General features: G+C 66.5%; 8 protein-coding genes. 5 read left to right on the top strand and 3 right to left on the bottom strand.

Annotation, left to right across the window (positions count from 1 at the left end; all coding sequences use genetic code 11):
• Positions 1–93 precede the first annotated feature (93 nt).
• From AAF481_13250 to AAF481_13240, 3 genes are read left to right on the top strand one after another with little or no spacing between them, the layout of a single operon-like run.
• Complete coding sequence (locus AAF481_13250; GenBank protein MEM7482136.1) at positions 94–264, top strand: hypothetical protein; 171 nt, start codon at positions 94–96, stop codon at positions 262–264.
• A 3-nt stretch (positions 265–267) separates the two neighbouring features.
• A complete protein-coding gene (locus AAF481_13245; GenBank protein MEM7482135.1) occupies positions 268–1008 on the top strand; it encodes an alpha/beta hydrolase-fold protein in 741 nt (246 codons plus the stop codon).
• Complete coding sequence (locus AAF481_13240) at positions 1005–1739, top strand: DUF1223 domain-containing protein (GenBank protein ID MEM7482134.1); 735 nt, start codon at positions 1005–1007, stop codon at positions 1737–1739. The genes AAF481_13245 and AAF481_13240 overlap by 4 nt, the downstream gene beginning before the upstream one ends.
• 296 nt (positions 1740–2035) lie before the next feature.
• Here the strand turns inward: AAF481_13240 and AAF481_13235 are convergent, their stop codons facing one another.
• The 3 genes from AAF481_13235 to AAF481_13225 all read right to left on the bottom strand — a co-directional run bounded on the left by AAF481_13235 (position 2036) and on the right by AAF481_13225 (position 6687).
• Entirely contained in the window at positions 2036–3109 is a 1074-nt protein-coding gene (locus AAF481_13235; protein MEM7482133.1) for a hypothetical protein, read from the bottom strand.
• The gene (locus AAF481_13230; protein MEM7482132.1) at positions 3106–5907 is read right to left on the bottom strand and encodes a serine/threonine-protein kinase; all 2802 of its coding nucleotides are present in this window, start codon (positions 5905–5907) and stop codon (positions 3106–3108) included. Before AAF481_13230 ends, AAF481_13235 begins: the two co-directional genes overlap by 4 nt.
• 273 nt (positions 5908–6180) lie before the next feature.
• Entirely contained in the window at positions 6181–6687 is a 507-nt protein-coding gene (locus tag AAF481_13225; protein MEM7482131.1) for a DUF4440 domain-containing protein, read from the bottom strand.
• A 204-nt stretch (positions 6688–6891) separates the two neighbouring features.
• Here AAF481_13225 and AAF481_13220 point away from each other — a divergent pair, with 204 nt between their 5' ends.
• Positions 6892–13623 carry an Ig-like domain-containing protein gene (locus tag AAF481_13220; GenBank protein ID MEM7482130.1) on the top strand — a complete coding sequence of 2244 codons (6732 nt, stop codon included), beginning with the start codon at positions 6892–6894 and terminating at the stop codon, positions 13621–13623.
• Entirely contained in the window at positions 13623–18701 is a 5079-nt protein-coding gene (locus AAF481_13215; GenBank protein MEM7482129.1) for an RHS repeat-associated core domain-containing protein, read from the top strand. Before AAF481_13220 ends, AAF481_13215 begins: the two co-directional genes overlap by 1 nt.
• Positions 18702–18726 lie beyond the last annotated feature (25 nt).

Genomic DNA, 18726 nt, shown 5'->3' with positions numbered 1-18726 from the left:
CTACCGTACCGGCGGTCTCATTGAGGAGCCCGCCGCCGGGATAGAGTAAAAATTCACCCTCGAACGCAGAACTGTCCCTTCGGAAGGGCTCTCATGACTTTGGAAATCTCGCCGTCGGAAGCGCTCGAAATCGAGCGCCTGATCGCCAGCGACGACAGCCCGGTGGGCATCGACGCCAAGAAAACCCATGTGCTGATCCTCCACAAGCTGATCGCCATCGAAGGCCGCCTGGAGCGGCTGGAGCAACGCCTGGAGGACCGCTGAGCCATGTCGCAGCATCACTTGATACCCAGCCGCGCCATGGGGCGTCCGATCAACCTCTGGCGCTTCGGCCATTGGGGCCTGCCGGTGCTGGTGTTCCCGTCCGCCGCCGGAATGGCCCACGAGTGGCGCTCCCAGGGGATGCTCGAAGCTCTGAGCCACCTTTTGGGTTCCGGCAAGATCAAGCTGTACTGCGCCGAGAGCAACGTCGCCGAAGCGTGGACCCGCAAGGACCATCCGCCGGACCACCGCATTCGCCGCCACATGGCCTACGAGCGCTTCGTGGTGGAAGAATTGGTGCCTTTCATTCGGGCCGATTGCCACGGGCCGAATCTGCCCATCGGGGTCACTGGCTGCAGCCTCGGCGCCTTCTACGCCGCCAACTTCGCCCTCAAGTTTCCGCACATCTTCAACTATGCCCTGTGCATGAGCGGCCGCTACGAAGCGCGCCATTTCACCGACGGGTTCTCGAACCAGGACGTCTACTTCAACAACCCCCTGGCCTTCGTGCCAAACCTGTCCGGCGGGGAGCTGGAGCGGGTGCGCGGCAATACCTTCCTGTCGCTGGTCTGCGGTCAGGGCAAATGGGAAGAGGGCTGCATCGAGGAAACCCACGCTCTGGCCGACGTGCTGTCGGCCAAGAGGATTCACCATCACCGGGACATCTGGGGCCACGATGTCTCCCATGACTGGGTGTGGTGGCAGCGCCAGGCGCGTCATCATCTCGGCCAGAGGTACAGCGGATGATTCTACGCTTCACCATTGTCGGCCTCGCCCTGATGTTTGCCGTTACGGCGCTTGCCGGCCGGATCGCGGAAGACGACCGCATTGCGGATCCCCTTTCGCGCAAGAACCTGATCCTAGTGGAACTGTTCACCTCCCAGGGCTGCTCGAGCTGCCCGCCGGCGGATCGTCTGATGGGGACCTTCACGGGAAGCAAAGACGTCGCCGTGCTGGCCTTCCACGTCGACTACTGGAACCGCCTCGGCTGGCAAGATCCGTTCTCCCAAAGCGCCTGGTCCGTACGCCAGCGGGATTACGCCTTGGCGATGGATCTGGAGACCGTCTACACGCCGCAGATGGTGGTGGACGGACTCGGCGAAGGGGTGGGTTCCGACGCGTCGGAGCTGAAGAAGCTGCTGGCCGAGGCTCGCCAAAGGGAGCGCCCCGGTCTCTTGACGCAGACCCGAACGGGGGTCGACCTTCGCCTCCTCGACCCCATCGACCAGGCCGCCGAGCTGTGGGTGGCCGAGGTGGAAAACGGCTTGGTCACCCAGGTCGAGCGCGGCGAAAACGCCGACCGCACCCTTCACAATCACTTCGTGGTGCGCAAGCTCACCCGCCTCGCCGAGTTGCGGGCGGGCACTCGAGGGCTCAGTCGATATGCTCTCCCTGAGGCTGAGAACGAAAACCGCCACCTGGTGGTCTTTCTCCAGCAGAAGGGTTTCGGACGGGTCCTTCTGGCCCAGCGTTTCTGAATTGCCGTCACATCGCCGTCACTTTCTTGTCACGCCTTGTTCCGTCCGCGTCACTGTAGAGGTGAAACGGACAACAAGCGGTGAGGCCCCGGGCTCTGTAGTCGAAGTTTTGCCCGCGGTTCGACACCTGAATCCAGGGGGTGGGTTGGATCGGCCGGGGAGAACCTCCCGGTATCTCCATGGATACGGCGACCGGTGAGGTCATCGGTCCGGTCTTTCTTTGTCTCCTTGCACTACTTCTTGACTGCGGTACGTGCCTCGGCATGACGCGAGTCTGCCGGTCGGGGCAAGGATTCCTACTTCTCTGGCTCGCCGCCGACCAACGATTCGATTTGCCCGCTCTTTCCGTCGACGCGGCGGATCCGGTGGTTTCCGCAATCGGCGATGTAGAGGTTCTCGGCGCCGTCGACCACCAGTCCGATCGGCGAGGCGAGGCTAGCCTGCGCTGCGGGGCCCCCGTCTCCGGCCAGCCGTTCAGCGCCATCGCCGACGACGGTACTCACCCTTCCCGTTTCGCTGTCGATCCTCCGGACCTTGTTGGCACCGAACTCGGTGACGTAGAGGTCGCCCCGGGCGTTGACGTGAATCGCACCGAAAAAGACGAAACTCGCCTCCGGAGCGGGTCCGCCATCGCCGCTCGACGCGATCTCGCCGGTACCGGCGATGGTGTGGATCCTGCCCTGCGGATCGACCCGCCGAATGCGGAGATTGAACGAGTCGCCAATCACGACCCGGCCGAGATGGTCTACCGCGACCACATGCGGGCGGCGCAGATGGGCCTCCTTCGCCGGGCCACCGTCGCCCGCGAAGTCGCGTTCACCGGTTCCGGCGAAGATCCGGGTCATCCCGGACTCGCCGTCGACCCGCAGGATGCGATCGTGGTTGGTGTCGGCGATCAGCAGGTCGCCACGGGGATCGATGGCGACATCGTAGGGGCCGGCGAGGGCCATCTCGAGGGCCGGTCCGTCGACTTCGCCCTGGCCGCCGCCGACGACTGTTCGGATCGTGCCGCTCTCAAGATCGACACGCCGAATCCGATCGTTGCCCTGGTCCGCGATGATCAAGCCACCATCGCGGGTTAGTGCGAGCCCCATCGGACCCGCGAGGTTCGCCGCGGTCGCGGGTCCGCCATCGCCGGCGAGCCCTTGGCTTCCGGTGCCCGCGATCAACGTCACTTCGCCGCTGTCCAGGTCGATCCGGCGCACCGAATGGCCGCCGGACTCGCTGAAGTAGAGGTGATTCCCGGACAGAGCGAGACCGCTGGGACAGCGCAGGGTGACCGACGAAGCGCTGGCGCCGGCGATCCCGGAAGGCGGCGCGAGGGCGGCGATGGCGAGGGTAGTGACGAGCCAGGTCATGTGACGTTTCACGGTTGCCTTTCTCCAAGATGCAAGGATTCGAGCCGGGCGAGAAGACCGGCGTTATCGCGACGAACGGAGGCGATCAGGGTGTCTGCCCGTCGTCGCCGTGGATCCGTAGCGGGCAGGGCGGCGAGTCGGCCCTCGGCATCCCCGGCCATGGCGCTGGCCGCGGATCTCTCGCCCGCGGCGGCGAGAGCTGTGGCCAACTCCGCTTCCGCCGTGCCCAGGCGCCAGTCGCCGGGTGCGAGCCAGCGGCGGCGTTCGTCCACGACGCTGCGGACCAGGCGCACGGCCTCTGCGGATTCGCCGCGGTCGAGGAGCAAGCCTGCGAGGCCGAGCCGCGGGTCGGCGACCGGTGCCCGGCGCCAGCCGGCGGCCGGCAGGGCGCGGCGATAGTCCGCTTCGGCGGCAGCCCGCTCTCCGGCGGCGAAGCGGAGGTCGGCGACGAGCGCCAGCGCTTCGGCGAATCGCGGGCTGCTGGCTCCGCCGAAGGCGGATTCTCGGATCTCCGTCGCCTGTAGCGCCAAGGCGAGGGCCTCTTCGTTTCTGTCGGTGTCCCGCAGAAGGGCTGCCAGGTTGACCTTGAGAGTCGCCACCAACGGGTGTGAGCGTCCCAACCGCGGCAGCGAGTTGGCGAGGGCGTAGCGGTAGGTCCGCTCGGCGGTCGCGTGATCTCCCAAACCGTGGAGTGCGTAGGCGAGGTTGTTGAGGATGACGTTGACCAGCGGATACTCATTGAAGAGCGTCGCCTCGGCTCGGGCGGCGGCCGGCTGCAAGAGAGCGACGGCGTCACGGAAGCGGCCCCGATCGTTGGCCAACGAGGCGAGGTTCGACTGCGCCTCCGCGACCAACGGATGCTCCCCACCGAAGAGTTCGATGCGCATCTCGAGCGCCGTCGCCAGCCGTTCTTCCGCGGCACTCCAATCGCCCGCCTCGCGTGCCAGCAACCCTTCGAGCATCGCCGTGCGGGCGAGCTCCGGATGGGGTGGAGCGAAGGCCTGGGCAAAGATCTCCGTGGCCCGCCGATGGTGACGGCGGGCCGCGGCCAGTTCGCCGCGTTCGCGATAGAGCGATCCGAGGGTGCTGAGAATCCTCGCCGTGGCGATGGGATCGCGGCCCTCGATGTGGGCGAGAGCCTCTAGATAGACCCTCTCGGCCTCCTCCAAGCGGCCCTCGAAGTGAAGGACTTCGGCCAGTTCGGCGAGACCCCGGGCCAGCTCCGGTGCACCGTCCGGCAGCGCTTCGCGTCGCAGGCCGACGGCATGGTCCACCAAGGGCCTGGCGCGATCGTAGTGACCCATGCCGGTATAGATCTGGGCGACGGACTCGAGCAGGGCGGCGCGCAGCCGGGGCCTCTCGCCGACCGCCGCGGCTGCCGTCCGACCGAGTTCGCCCTCGGCGAGATCGTCGCCGAGGGCGGTGGATTGTTGGGGCGGGGCGTAGAGAAAGTCGACCATGGCACGTAGCGCCTGGTCGCTGCGTAGGCGCATCTCTTGGGCTTCCTGGCGGCCAGCTTCGGCCAGTCGCTGTTGGCGGTCGAGGCGCCCGTTGAGGAGGACCAGCGACACCACGAAGACCACGGCGAGAACGGCGAGGGCCGACGCTACCGCCACGGCGGCTCGATTCCTGCGCAAGAACTTTCCGGCTCGATAGCTGAGAGTCGCGGGCCGCGCCAGCACCGGTAGTTGGTCGAGATGACGACCGAGATCTTCCGCTAGCGCCAGGGCCGACGGGTAGCGTCGCCCGGCTTCCTTGCGCATCGCCTCGAGGGTGATGTTGTCGAGATCCCCGGCGACGCGGCGCGCCAGATCGGTAGGCGTCGTCGATCGGGCGGCGGCCACCGGCGGCGCTTCCTCGGGGTTCAGATCGCGCAGGCGTCGACTCGGCAGCGGTGGTTCATGGTGGCAGATTCCTTCCACCAAGGAGCTCCAGTCGGACCCGACGCCGGGGTACGGCGAGCGGTCGGTGAGTAGCCGGTACAGGAGGACTCCGAGGGAGAAGACATCGGACCCCGTGGTCAGGATCTGGCCGCGCACTTGTTCCGGGCTGGCGTAGGCCGGGGTCATCGGCGTCCATCCGGTGCGCGTCTCCAGCATTCCGGCGCGGGTCGCTCCAGGACCGATGGGCTTGGCGATACCGAAGTCGATCAACTTGGGTATGCCCTCTGGAGTCACCAGCACGTTGCTCGGCTTCAGGTCCCGATGCACCAGCAGGTTCTGGTGGGCGTGGTGAACCGCCTCGCAGACCTTGGCGAAGAGGCGAAGGCGGGGAGCGATGGCCAGTTTGCGTCGGTTGCAGTAGCGGTCGATCGGCTCGCCGTCGACGTGCTCCATGACCAGATAGGGCAAGCCCTCTTGGATGGTTCCGCCATCGTACAGGCGGGCGATCCAGGGATGGACGAGCTGGGCGAGGATCTGGCGTTCGGCTCGTAGTCGCAAGCGGAGTTCGGGACGGTCGTCGAGCAGGATCTTGATTGCCACATCCCGCTCGAACTCCCGGTCGCTGCGCCGTGCCAGGAAGACGGCGCCGGACGAGCCTCGCCCGATCAATCCGGCCAGTCGGTAGGGGCCCACCAGCCTCCCGGTCCAGTCCTCGGGCCGGAACGGGGTCGTCCCTCCGGTGCTCTGAAGGAAGTCGGTGCGAACCGCCCGATCCGCGGCGAGGATTTCGGCGACTTCGAAGCGGACGGCGTCGTCCGGGCAGTTGCGCCGCAACCATTGCGAGCGCTCGGCGTCCGGCAACTCCAAGGCTCGGTCGAGCCAACGGTCCACCGCGAGCCAGCGCCCCTGGGTGATCGAATCGTTCATCGCATCGCCTCGTGGGGAGACTACGCAAAGATGGACCGCGAGGTTATCGGCGACGACCGCACGGGGTTGCCGGGTGGAAGCAGGATAGCCGGGTACTAAGGATCTCGTCAGCGCCCAAGCTCCGAGCCCGTAGGGCGAGGCGGCGCCGTAGGCGCCGAGGACGGGGTGAGCCTGAAAAGGCTAGCCTTTTCAGGTGAGGGGGCGCCCAGCCCCCTGAAGGAAAAGCTAGCAGTGCAGTTGAAAAAATAGGCCGAAGGCCTTTTCAGCCAACTGCTAGTTGGCGATGGCGTCGCCGGGATCCCGCGGGCCGGGTCCGCAGGGGGTCATCGCCCACACATGGCGGTACCGCCAGCCAGCCGCCCCACGCTGCTCAGCCACCGCGACGTAGCAAACGCGCCCGGACAGATTGCCCATTCCGGCGACGACGTAGGTGCCGCTGACAATGGCGATGTCGCCATCGATCCGCACCTCGTCGATGCCGTGATCGACGGATCCCTCGGGAGCGAGTTCGAAGTACTCGTGGAAGGTTTCCTCAATGGTGGCCCGATCTTCTAGATGATCGGAATGGGGGACAATCCATTCGTAAGTGCCCTCGGGCCAGAACTGGGCGGCGAACTCCTCGCTGTCCCCGCGGTTGAACGCGGCGGCGGCGGCCTCGATGCGCTCGACTACCTGAGCGCGGACGGCGGCTGGATCGTCGTCGGCCGGGTCCTCGCCGGCGGCCACCCCAGGGGCGGCCCACAGGACGCCCGCCGCGAGGCATAGCGCAAGTCGTTTCATCACTCTCTTCTCCATCGCGTTCGCCGCTTCCGGCCGGTCCCTCCGGGCGGAGTCTAACCCGTGCCTCCGGCAGCGGATGAGTGTCCACCGCGGGAGGGCCGCGGCACGTCAATTTTTCGGCCGGTGATCAATTGGCTGGAGCGAACGGCGCATTCCAGGGTAGACGTCGAGCCGAGTTCGGCCCGGCAAGACCCGGAGAATCGGATGAAAACCCCGCACCTCGCGTCACTCGTTTTTTTCGCTGCCGTCGCCTCGCTCCTCGCTTCCGAGCATGGCACCAGGCCGGTGGCACGACCCGACAGCGCCACCACCGACGCCGCCACGCCGATCACCATCGATCCGCTCGCCAACGACTCCGATGCCGATGGAGAAGTGCTCACCGTCACCGTCACCGGCGGTACTTGCCCGGGCACGGCGAGCGCCAACGGCGATGGCACCGTTCACTACGATCCGCAGGGCGGTAGCAGCGACGGCTGCCAAATCCACTACCGGCTCACCGACGAAGGGGGGCGATTCGACACCGCATCGGTCGAGGTGGTGGTTGCGAGCGGTGGCGGAAGTTCTCCCTCGCCGGTGACCACGGATCCCCTCGATCCCCGTCGCCTGATTCGTGACGGTCGGTCGCTGTTCGTTGCGGGCTACTACCCCGGGCTGCACTCGCTGTCGTCCCTCCATCGCCCCCTCTACAACGAGGGACAGCCGTACCACCAGGCGCTCCTTGACGAACTGGCAAGCCATGATCTCAACCTGACCCGCGCTTTTCTTACCCTCAACATGGCGCTCGAGGCCTCATCGTCGGCGGCTCTCCTGCCGTACCAGCGTAGTGACCAGTGCTGCACCGCCGACGGTTCGGAACTGGGCCTCAACCGCAAGAAGTTCGACCTCGATCGGTTCGATGAGTCCTTTTTTGACTATTGGGAGGACGTCGTTCGCTACGCCGATGAAAGGGGCATCGTGATGGTGCTGGCCTTTTTCGACGCCAGTCACGTCAACGATTGGGAGTTCAACTGGACCTCCCACAACGGCCATCACTACAAAGGCGGCCGGAAATACGACTTCTTCTCGCGCGGCAACAATGCCAACGGCGTGCCGGCCGGCGTCGATCCGATGGGCGGAAATCCGGCCCAGGCGTCCATCTGGTACACCGATCCCAAGGTCCGGACCTACCAAGACCGCTTCGTCCGGCGGGTGGTCCGGCAACTCGGCGGCTACGGAAACATCATTTGGGAGGTCGCCAACGAGCCGGCCAAGAATCGGCCGTGGGTGAGGACCTGGCGGGAAGAGATTCGCGATGTGATTCGCAATGTCGAGCAGGATGAGGGCTACGCTCGGCATTTGGTCATGCCCCTCGATCTTCCCGATCACAGCAATGTGGAAGGTCACTGGTTGCCCGGCGACAGCTCGGCCAACTCTGGATGCACCGGCGGCATCGAGACCTGCAACCCGCGGGACCTGTATGTCCAGATTCAAGCGGCGCTGGCCGACCAGTTCGCCGGCGAGAGCCGTCCGCTGCTGGCCGACAACGATTGCTGTACCTACAACGGCACCACTAAGAACCGGCGGCAGAAGGCATGGCTCTCGTTGCTGTCGGGTGCCTACCCCCTGGTCTTTGAGTTTGCCGCCGACGAATCCGAGGAAACCCTCTTCGAGGCCGGTTCCCGGGACGCCATGCGATGGACCGGGTACACGCGGACTTTGGTGGAAAGTCGCGCGATCGATCTGGTGGGTATGGAACCGTTCCAGGGCCTCACCGGCCTCGACTCCGAACGGCCGGTGTGGGCGCTGGCCCGGCCGGGCTCCGAGTATTTGTTGTACTTCTTCCGGGCGGGCAGTGCCACCGTTCCAGATCTGCCCGCCGAGTACCGGGCGGAGTGGTTCGATCCTCGAACCGGCGCCTTTGAGTCGGCGGGCCGCGGCCCGACCTTCAGTCGCTCAGGCACCCAGGACTGGGTGCTCTATATCGCCACCGACAGCGACCTCGCTGTGCCGCGGATCGACCAGCATCCTCAGCCGATGGTCGTGCCGCCGGGCGGGACGGCGTTCTTAGAGGTGACGGCGTCGGTGCCGTCCGGCGCTCCGCTCGCCTATCGATGGATGAAGGACGACCGGGATCTGGTGGACGGTGGTTCCTTCTCCGGCGCCGGCACGCGGCGGCTGGCGATCGGCGACGCCGATTCGACGGTGATCGGAGAATACCGGTGTCGAGTGACCAACGCCGTCTCCGGCGACGCGGTGACCTCGCATGCGGCCGCCCTCACCCTGACCGCCGGAACCGGTGGCGTGGTCGACGACACGTTCACCCTCAACGGCTCCGACCGCCGGCCCGGCGTTCGCCTCGACGGCACGCTCACGGAGGTCGGTGCCCGCCCCTGGAGTGCTACCGCCGGTGTTGTGCTGGCTGCCGACGGAGCGGTGACCAACAGCGGCGACCCGGCCACTTCGCCGCAAGATCAGGGCGGCGTCTCCTTTGATCCGCTGGCATTTCCCGACCGCCCGGTGACCCAGGTCGAGGCGCGGGTGAGCCTCGACGGGGCTGCCTGGGTCGGCATCGGCCTGGCCAGCCAGCCGACCGGTGGCTACTGGACGGTGGGACAGGTGTGGATGCTGCTGCGTGCCTCGGGGCGGGTCGATGTCTACGCGGCCGGCAATCAGCATCGCCTGCTGGCCGTTGCCGCGCCCGGCTTCGCGGCCACCGAGGCCAACCACCTGAAGCTCGCCTACGACACCGCCGAGCGCCGGGTCTATGCCTGGGTGAACGGCGTTCTGGTGCTCGCCGGTGTCGAGTTGCCGGCGGCCGTGAACCCGACGCTCCGCTATGCCGGTTTCCACCTCAACGCCGTGGACGAACCGGTGTCCGGTCGGTTGCGGTTGGACGACTTCCACGTCGAAGCGGGTGATTCGATCGTGCTGTCGCAAACGCCCTATGCGACCCATGCGGTGCCCGGCTCGGTGATCGAAGCGGAACACTTTGACCGAGGGGGGCCGGGGATCGCCTATCTCGACGACACCCCCGGTAACCAGGCGGCGACCCCCTTCCGACCGGAAGAATGGGTGGATGCCGGTGGCGCCGGCCCGGTGGCGGTGGAGCGAACGGTAGCGGGGGAGTGGCTCGAATACACCATCGACGTGACCCACGACGCCACCTTTGATCTGTCCCTGCGCTACCTCCATCCCGGCACGGTACCCGGCCGGGTGCGCTATGAGATCGGCACGGCCCAGGGGACGCTGGATCTGCCGGGTACCGGTGGTACTTGGAGCGAAGCGGAGGCGTCCGGCCTGGCGCTCAGCGGCGGTGACGCTCAAGTCTTGCGTCTCACCTTCGACGACGGCTGCTGTCGCTTCGATTCGCTGACCCTGGTGGAGGTTGTCGAGCCGCCGCAGTTCCCGTATCCCGCGGGTTCCGGGCCGCACTCTCTGCCCGGACGTCTACAGGTCGAAGACTTCGATCTGGTGGAGGTTCCCGAAGGCGGTGAGGGATGGACCTTCCACGACACGACGCCGGGTAACTCCTTCGGCGACTATCGCTCCGATGGGCCGGACCTCAACACCCTCGGCATACCCGGCACGGACGAATATCTGCAGACGGTGCTGTCGTCCACCCGTCCGGGAGAGTGGTTGGAGTACACCGTGGACATCGCCGAAGGCGGCTCCTACGACCTGATCGTCCACTACAGCACCACGACTTCCGGAGTTCCTGGAACGCTGTCGTTCCAGATCGAGGACGCCGGAGTCGATGCCGCCATCCTCTTGCCTTCAACGTCTCCGGCGCCCGGGACCGCCGGCTCTTGGGAGGTGGTGGTGAAGCCCGAGGTGGTGCTGCCGGCCGGTGAGCAGGTGGTGCGCCTCTACCTCGACGACGCCTCCTACAACTTGAACTGGGTGGAGGTCTGGCCGCACGTCGAGGAGGCGCCGGTAGCGCAGCCGGAGGTTCTGGTACCGATTTCCTTCGATCCGGTGAACGCCGCCTACGACATCCCGGCCGGCGACCTGCTGGCCAACGACACGCCCGCCGGCCGGGTGGAGTTGAGCTCCGTGGAGCTGTGGGGGCAGTACGGCAACGCCCGGATCACCGACACCGGCGACGTCCGTTTCCACGTCAACAACCCGGCCTTCTGGAGCGGGCGGCTGGGAAGTTTCGAGTACACGATCCGGCATCGCGACAACCCGCATCTCACCGCCTCGGCGACCGCCAGCCTGGTTCCTGAGGGTCCTCTCGCGGACGACGACTACATCGTCATCGGAACCGATCGGGTGGAGGACATCTCCTTCGCCGAGGTGCTTGGCGACGACCTGCCGACCGGGCTGACCGCCGTCCGTCGTGCCGTGCCCGGCTCCGGCCCCTTCCACGGAACCCTCACCGGCACCGCCCAGGGCTGGCGGTACACCCACACCCGCCCCGGTCCGTTTCCGGAGGAGGGCGACCGCTTCAGCTACGAGATCGAACTCGCCGGCAATCCCCAGGCGACGGCCAGGGCGACGGTTCATTTGTTCGAGAACAATCCCGTGCAAGCTCGCGACGATTTCGGCCCGGTGCCGTGGGGTGGCACCTACCCGGTGGAGTTCGCCTGGCTATTGAGCAACGACGACGCTCCGGGACCCTTGACGGTGGAGGACCGTCTGCCGTCCGACTACGACCCAAGCTTCGGTTCGCTGAGTTTCCAGGCCGGTCCGCTGTGGGGATTCGAACCGGCTCCGCCCTTCTGGGATCAGCCCGGCGCCAGTTTCGAGTTCACCTATGCGGCGGTGCTCGACCAGGAACTGACGGACAGCGCCGCGGTGCGGCTGGTGCCTTCGCCGACGGCCCAGGACGACGTCGTCAAGGTGCCCTTCGACCCGGACCGCGAGGTGTTGCGGATTCCCAACGCGTACCTGCTCCCCAACGATGGTCCGCCGGGCCGAATCCAGGTTGTGGCGTCGGACGAAGCCGCGACCCGTACCGCAGCCCGGGACGACGGGGTGATCGAGTTCTTCCCGAACGCCGACTTCTGGACCTCTCGTCGGGCGACCCTGCACTACGAGATCTACCTCGACACCTCGCCGGAGCGGCTGGACCGCGGTGAGGTGACGTTGATCGCCACCAACGGTGTCGAGGCGCGGCCGGACCTGTATCGGGTGCCGCCGGGCGTTGTCGACCACTTCTTCATTCCGTCGGGCCATCTCTCTGGGCAAATCGGCCATGTTCTAGCAAACGACGAGCCGCCGGGCCTAGTGCGGGCGGTGGGAGGCGCCCCGCAGTTCGTCGAAACCGATTGCGGTCGGGTGCTGCCCTGGTATGCCGGCGACGGCTCCTTCGGCGGCTGGCAATACCAGCCCGAAGAGGCCTTCTATACCGGCTGCGCTCCGGATTCCTTCGCCTACACGGCCGAGCTGGATCCGATGCCCGGCCAGCAAGCGGACGGCACCTCGGCGTCGGGGACGATCTGGCTGTTCGCCGGACCGGTTCCGCCGATCCTCGCCGCGCCGGACGAGATTCCGACCTATGAGGACTTGCCGGTCGCGATTCCCTTCGGCGATCTTCTGGCCAACGACAGCGGCGAGGCATTGATCGTCGCGCTCCAACCGGGCGGTCCCGAGCACGGCCACGTGGAGCTCCAACCGGCGAGCGTCGTGTATCAGCCGCAACCCGGATTCGTCGGCACCGATCGGTTCTCCTACGTGGTGCGCGACCGCTTTGGGCGGGTATCGGATCCGGCAACGGTGACGATTACCGTGGACGCCAGCCCGGTCGCCGCGGGTCCCGATGTCTTCCTGGTGCCGGAGGGTGCGCTGAGCTTCGACCTTCCCTCTGCCGCGTTGCTGGACGACGACCGGCCGGTCGGTGAGTTGTTCCTCGACGGCTGGAGCGATCCGCAGTGGGGAAGGATCAATCCTCGCGGCAGCGGCCTCAGTATCCGCTACGTCCCGGATCCGGCGTTCTGGACCGCCGGTGTGGACACTTTCGACTACACCGCCGCCTGGCACGAGCACCCGACGCTCACCGCGTCGGCGGAGGTGACGCTGGAGGCCGAGGCCGCCTGCGTCGAGATTCTCTCGGACGACTTCGAATCGACCCTGGCCGGTTGGACCCAGGTGGTCGCCAGCGGTGGACAGGTGACGACCTCTCCCGCCGCGGCCCTCGCCGGCTCCGCGGGACTGGAAGTGGCCCTCCAGCCGGGGGCTCAAGGAGTGTTTCTCCATGACGCCTCGCCGGAAAGGGAGACCCACTTCCAGAGCCGGTTCTTGTTCGACCCCTCCGCCTTGACGATGAAACGGGGAGCCGAGCATCCGGTGCTCACCGGCGGCCAAGGCGGCTATGGAGTGGTGGTGAGCCTGGCCTTGCGCAAAAGCACGGAGGGTTATGAGCTGGTGCTGGCTGTGCGTAGCGACGCCGGCGTCTGGGAGGCCCGGTCGGCCCCGATCTTCGATCAGCGCCAGAGGATCCATCTCGAGTGGTGGGCGGGCAGCGGGCCGGGCGCCTCGGACGGCGGCGCTCGCCTGTGGATCGACCACCGCCAGGCCTTGGTTTTGGCGCAGGTCGACAACGATCTCCGCTGGATCGACGGCGTCAATCTGGGAGCGGTCTACGGCATCGAACCGGATGTCGCGGGCTCGCTCTATTTCGATGACTTCCGTTCCTGTCGCGGGGCTCGCAGCCGTTCTTTCGTCCAGGTGGACGACTTCGACTCGGCCACCCTGGACGCCTGGGCACCGGCGGTTTCAGGAGGAGGTCAGGTGGCGGCCAGTTCGGTGGCCGCTGTCGAGGGAAGCCACGGCCTGGCGGTCGCGATCACGCCCGGTCCCGGCATCCACGCCTCGACAATGACACCCCTGGGGTCGACACCGACCTGCTGGGCGGAGGCTTTGCTACCGACGACGGAGTCTCGGGCAGCTACTCGATCGATGACTACCGCTCGTGGCGCGCGGCGCCGTAGGGCGATGAAAGCGAGAACATACTGATGCGAAAGATCTTTCGGATGATGACGCTTCTCTTCCTCGTCCTCCCCGGGGCGGCGGGTGCTCAGGGGCCGGTGGACGACTTCCCGAGCCATCGCCGAGGACTCCCCGAGAACACGCCCTTCGCGGTCGGTGACATCGACCGCGTCAACGCCCAGAGCGGCAATCTGGTGTTGACCCTTCCCCTCGGTCAGCAGTTTCCCACCGGCGGCGGCAGGTCCTACGGCTTGCAATTGCTCTACAACTCCAACGCCTGGGATTGGGATCCTGAGTTCTGTCGCACGAGCGAGGGCGATGTGGATCTGCACATTGCGTATCCGGCGCGGCAGTCCAACGCCGGCATCGGCTGGTCGGTGTCCCTCGGGCGGCTGTTCGAGCCCAATCAGGCTCCCTTCAACCGGTTTGGGAACCGCTGGATCTATGCCGGCCCGGACGGTGGTCGGCAAGGCTTCTACGACAGCCTGCATCCCGACCTCGGGCAGCCGCAGATCTCCTTCACCAACGACGGCTCCTACATCCGCATGCGCAGTTCCGGTGCCTGCCACACCGCCCCCACGGGACCCTATGCCGCCGACTGTGAGATCGAACTCGACTTTCCGGACGGGGTGACCCAGCGATTCGTCAACCAAGGCACCCCGGCCGAGCCCGACTGGCGACCGGTCCAGTTCCGAGATCCCTTCGGTGAGTTTCTGACCGTCGACTACTCGGCCGCGAACCATCGCTGGGTCCTCAACGACACGCGGCACCATCGGACCCAGGAGGTTCTTTTCGACCCCCTTGCGCCCCCCGGGTCGCGCATTCGAGAGGTCAAGTTGAGCTGGATCGACGGAACGGTTTCCTATTCTTTCGAGTACGCCGAGTCTGTATCGGTCCCAAGGCACCGCTACGCCGAAATGCGGCAGCGGCTCAACTGCGCTGCTCTCACCAGCGAAGATCCACCGCTGTCGGTGGATGTGGACTTGTTGACTGCCGTCCACCAGCCGGACGGATCGCGCTTGGTCATGACCTACCACACCGGTGACGACGGCGCCGGTCCCCGCAAGTCCGGGGCGATCGAGTCGCTCCGGCTGCCCACCGGCGCCACCTATACCTGGGAGTACGGCCGCTACGAATTCCTATTCTCCAAGCCGGTGGGAGACCCGCAGTATCCACTCGATGACTACGCTCCGAACTTCAACTTCGGAGTCCGGCGCAAGGCGGTCACCGGACGGTTGGGCCAAAGTCTCGGCGAGTGGACCTATCAGCCGAGCTGGTCGGAGTGGGAGGCGCCAATGGACCGAGAGCCCGGAGACCACACGGATCTCGATTTCCAGCCTTGTCACTACCAGACCACCATTACCGATCCGGTGGGCAACCGGACCGTCCACTACTTCATGGCCGCCGAAGACGGTCAGTATTACAAGCGCGGCCTGCCCTACACCCAATGCGATCCTCACGCCCAGGGCGAATTCCAAGCGGATCCCCCTTATTTGTCCACGGAAACCTATGCCCCCGGCGCCGCTACGCCGACGCGCAGCGTCTGGCTCGATTACGACAGCGATCGCCAGGGCAGCGGCTCGGAGTTCGAGCGCGACCACCGGGTGCGCTGGCGGCGCACCGTCTACCACGACGACGGCGAACACTTCGTCGAATCCAGGTATAGCGACTACGACGGTCTGGGGCACTTCCGCCGGGAGGTCCGCGATAGTGACTTTCCGATAGGGGAGAGCCGAAAGACGATCGTCACTCAGTACAACCCCGATCGCGGCACCCTCGGTGGCAGCCCAGCTTTCACCCTGCCCGCCCCGGGGGATCCGTGGATTCTCGACACCTACAGCGAGCGCAATGTGACCGCGGGGGGCTCGAGGGAGCGATCGCTGTTTTGCTTCGATCCGGCGACCGGCTTCCTCGCCGGCCGGCGGATCCTCAAGGCAGCGGCTGAGGGCGCCGGCGACCTGCTGGTGAGGTGGGTCCCGGACGCGCACGGAAACCGAATCAGGGAAGTGCACTACGGCGGCGACGACCAGGGCCTAAACACGGGCTGTGGCGCGGCGGCGGCTCCGGCGCACGGTCCGTACGTCGTAGCCCATGACTACGACTACGGATCCCTGGCTCGCAGCCGCTACCTGTCCTGCGACCCGGCCGCCACCGGTTGCAGCGCGCAAACGGTGCTCCTCATCGAGGATCACACGGTGGATCCGTCGACCGGCAAGGTGGTCAAGAGTCGCGATGCCGCCGGTCACGAGACGGAGTTCGTCTACGATCGGATGAACCGGTTGATCCACGAGAAGCCGCAGGCGAACGGTTGGGCCTGGACCGTTCACACCTACGACCTCGCAGATCTCGAATACCGGGTGCGCACCTGTGTGCACGGCTCGACGAACTGTACCGGCGCCGCCACCCTCACCCGCAGCATCCTCGCCTACGACGAGTTGGGCCGGCCGGTCGAAGAACGCCGGCGCCTACCCGCGGGGTTCGCCGTGCGCCGTTTCGCGCACGATCCGGCGGGTCAGTTGCTATCGACCTCCGAGTGGGGCAGCGACGGGCCTTCGGGATTCGTCACGCGCTTCGAGGACTACGACTCCTTGGGCCGGCCGGCGCGGGTCGTCCGGCCGGACGACTCGGTCATCCGGTTCACTTACTTCGGCGATCGCCGGGTGGATCAGACCGTGGACGTTCACACGGCCAGTGGTTCGCAGGAATCCCACCGGCAGGAAATACGCGACGGCCTGGGCCGCCTGGTCCTGGTGCGCGAACCGGCCGGGGAGGGCGGCGCACCGGTGACGACGACCTACGCGTACGACCGTGGCGACCGCTTGACCCGGGTTTGCATCGACGACGCCGACGACGACCCGGGCAATCCCTGCACCGGCCAGGAGCGTTCTTTCACTTACGATCGGCGCGGCTTCATCAGCTCGGAGACCCATCCGGAACTCGGCACCGGGTCACCGGGGACCCTGCGCTACCCGGCCTACGATCCGCTGGGCAACGTGCTGGCCGTCGATCCGCCGGGCTCCCCCTGGAATCTCGAGTACCGCTACGACCGGGCCGGGAGGTTGACCCAGGTCGAGCAGGTCGAAGGAGCGTCGAGATCCCTCTGGAAGGAGTACTTCTACGCCCGCGGCAATGGCGCATGTGCCGGCCTCTGCGCCGGCAAACTACACCAGACCAAGCGCCACAATCGCATCGCCCAAGCCGCCGATCCGGGGCTGGTCGACGACGTGGTGGTGACCGAGACGTTGCACTACGGTCAGGCCGGCGGCCGACTGTCGAAGTACTCGGTGCGTGCGAGCGACGGTCCGACTTTCGAAGCCGAGGTGGTCGGATACGACCCACTCGGCAACGTCACCGCGCTGCGCTATCCCACCTGCGACCGGCCACCGTGCGAGGACGTGGTCGCCGCGCCCACGGTGGCCTTCGGTTTCAACCGCGGCTTCCTGACGGCGATTCCCGGCTTTGCGGACGAGATTCGCTACCACCCGACCGGACTCCTCGCTTCGCTCACCCACGCCAACGGTGTCACCGACCATCACGAGCTGAGCGCCACGGCTTGGTCGCCGCTCCACCGCATCCGAACCTCGGGAGTTTCCGGCGGCGATTGGACCTACGGGCCGTTCCACTACGACGGTGCCGGCAACATTCATCGCATCGACACCTCGAACGGCGTCGAGCGCTACAGCTACGACCTGGCCGGCCGGCTCACCGAAAGCCGGGTCGCCACCAGCACCGGCACCCGCGATCAGGACTTTCGCTATGACGCCTACGGCAATTTGCGCGCCATCACGACCGATGGCTCCGTCCGGTCCATCGGCGTTGACGGGCGCAACCGGCTCACCGTCGCCGAGGGTGCCGTCTTCGATCCGCGTGGCAATCTCACCGCCCTCGACATCGGTGGCCTAGCCTATGCCTACCGCTACGATCCCTTCGACCAGCTCTCCCGCCTGACCCTCGCCGGCGGCGGTGCCGATCGGTCCTATCTCTACACCGTCGACGATGAGCGGGTGGCCGTCCTCGACCTGGAGAGCGGTGCCCAGACTTGGACTCCCCGCGGCCCGGGCAACCAAGTGCTGAGCCGCTTCCGTCAGTCCGCCGGAGGCTGGAGCCGGCTCAAGAACTACATTCACGCCGGCGATCGCCAAGTGGCCGCCGAACAGGCCGGCGGTGAGACTCGCCACTTCCACCTGGACCATCTCGGCACCACCCGCCTGATCACCGACGAGGCCGGGGCACGGGTGACCCTCAACACCTACTACCCCTTCGGCGGCTACACCGAAATACCCGCAGCCGGCGCAGAGGAGCTTCAATTCACCGGCCATGAGCGCGACGCCAACGGGCCCGTCGAGGGGGATCTCGACTACATGCACGCGCGCTACTACAGCCCGCTATTCGGGCGCTTCCTGAGCGTGGACCCGGTGGCCGGCAGCCCCCTGGCGCCTCAGTCTTGGAACCGCTTTGCCTACGCTCGGAACAATCCGGTGCGTCTGGTCGATCCCGATGGACGGGAGGTGGCGGTAGCCGCGATCTCCGCGGACTTGGGGCTTCCTTTGCCCCTGCAGTGGGTTGCCCGCAAAGCCGATGAACGGTTCGATCCCACCCGAACGAACGGTGCCAGCGAGGACCACGGTTACGTGGACCCCAAGGCGCTCGAACTCGATCTTTCCGTCGAGCTTGGAGTCGCGGCCGACCACGAAGGTGACGTAGGCCTGATCTTCCGGCTTGGAGCCTCCCAATCCCAATCTGTCGGCTTGGGCATCGGCGAGGTCACCGCGAAGGGCGGAATCCAGTTCGACGTGACGGTGGATTCCATGGCGGGCGAAAGCGTATCGGTGCGCGCGGATCTCCCAGGGCTCGGCGCTGACGTCACGCTTCCCAACGACAAAGGAGAAGGAGCGGGCGCTTCGGCAGTCCTCCAACTACGCCCGGGAGTGGGCACCGCGGCGGCGGAACAAACGACCTTTGTCCTGAACGCCGGAAAGGGCGCCAGATTTGCGCTGCCGCAGCTGCAGCTGGCGTATTTGGGCGCAAGGGCAGCCCGGAAACTCAAGAGGTTCATTGAAAAGAGGCTCGATGGCGCGCCACCGATAGCCCTTTCCGATGAGTGAGTGTTCGCGCAGAAAAATCTTCGAC

The organism is Acidobacteriota bacterium (genome assembly GCA_039030395.1).
Classification (GTDB): domain Bacteria; phylum Acidobacteriota; class Thermoanaerobaculia; order Multivoradales; family JBCCEF01; genus JBCCEF01.
The sequence above is the reverse complement of the archived record's forward strand: the minus strand, read 5'-3'. Positions and strand labels throughout refer to the sequence as shown.

Excerpts from the sequence above, each read along its gene's own strand:
- AAF481_13215 (MEM7482129.1), top strand. The coding sequence starts at position 13,623 with ATGCGAAAGATCTTTCGGATGATGACGCTTCTCTTCCTCGTCCTCCCC.
- AAF481_13225 (MEM7482131.1), bottom strand. The coding sequence starts at position 6,687 with ATGAAACGACTTGCGCTATGCCTCGCGGCGGGCGTCCTGTGGGCCGCC.
- AAF481_13230 (MEM7482132.1), bottom strand. The coding sequence starts at position 5,907 with ATGAACGATTCGATCACCCAGGGGCGCTGGCTCGCGGTGGACCGTTGG.
- AAF481_13220 (MEM7482130.1), top strand. The coding sequence starts at position 6,892 with ATGAAAACCCCGCACCTCGCGTCACTCGTTTTTTTCGCTGCCGTCGCC.
- AAF481_13240 (MEM7482134.1), top strand. The coding sequence starts at position 1,005 with ATGATTCTACGCTTCACCATTGTCGGCCTCGCCCTGATGTTTGCCGTT.
- AAF481_13250 (MEM7482136.1), top strand. The coding sequence starts at position 94 with ATGACTTTGGAAATCTCGCCGTCGGAAGCGCTCGAAATCGAGCGCCTG.
- AAF481_13245 (MEM7482135.1), top strand. The coding sequence starts at position 268 with ATGTCGCAGCATCACTTGATACCCAGCCGCGCCATGGGGCGTCCGATC.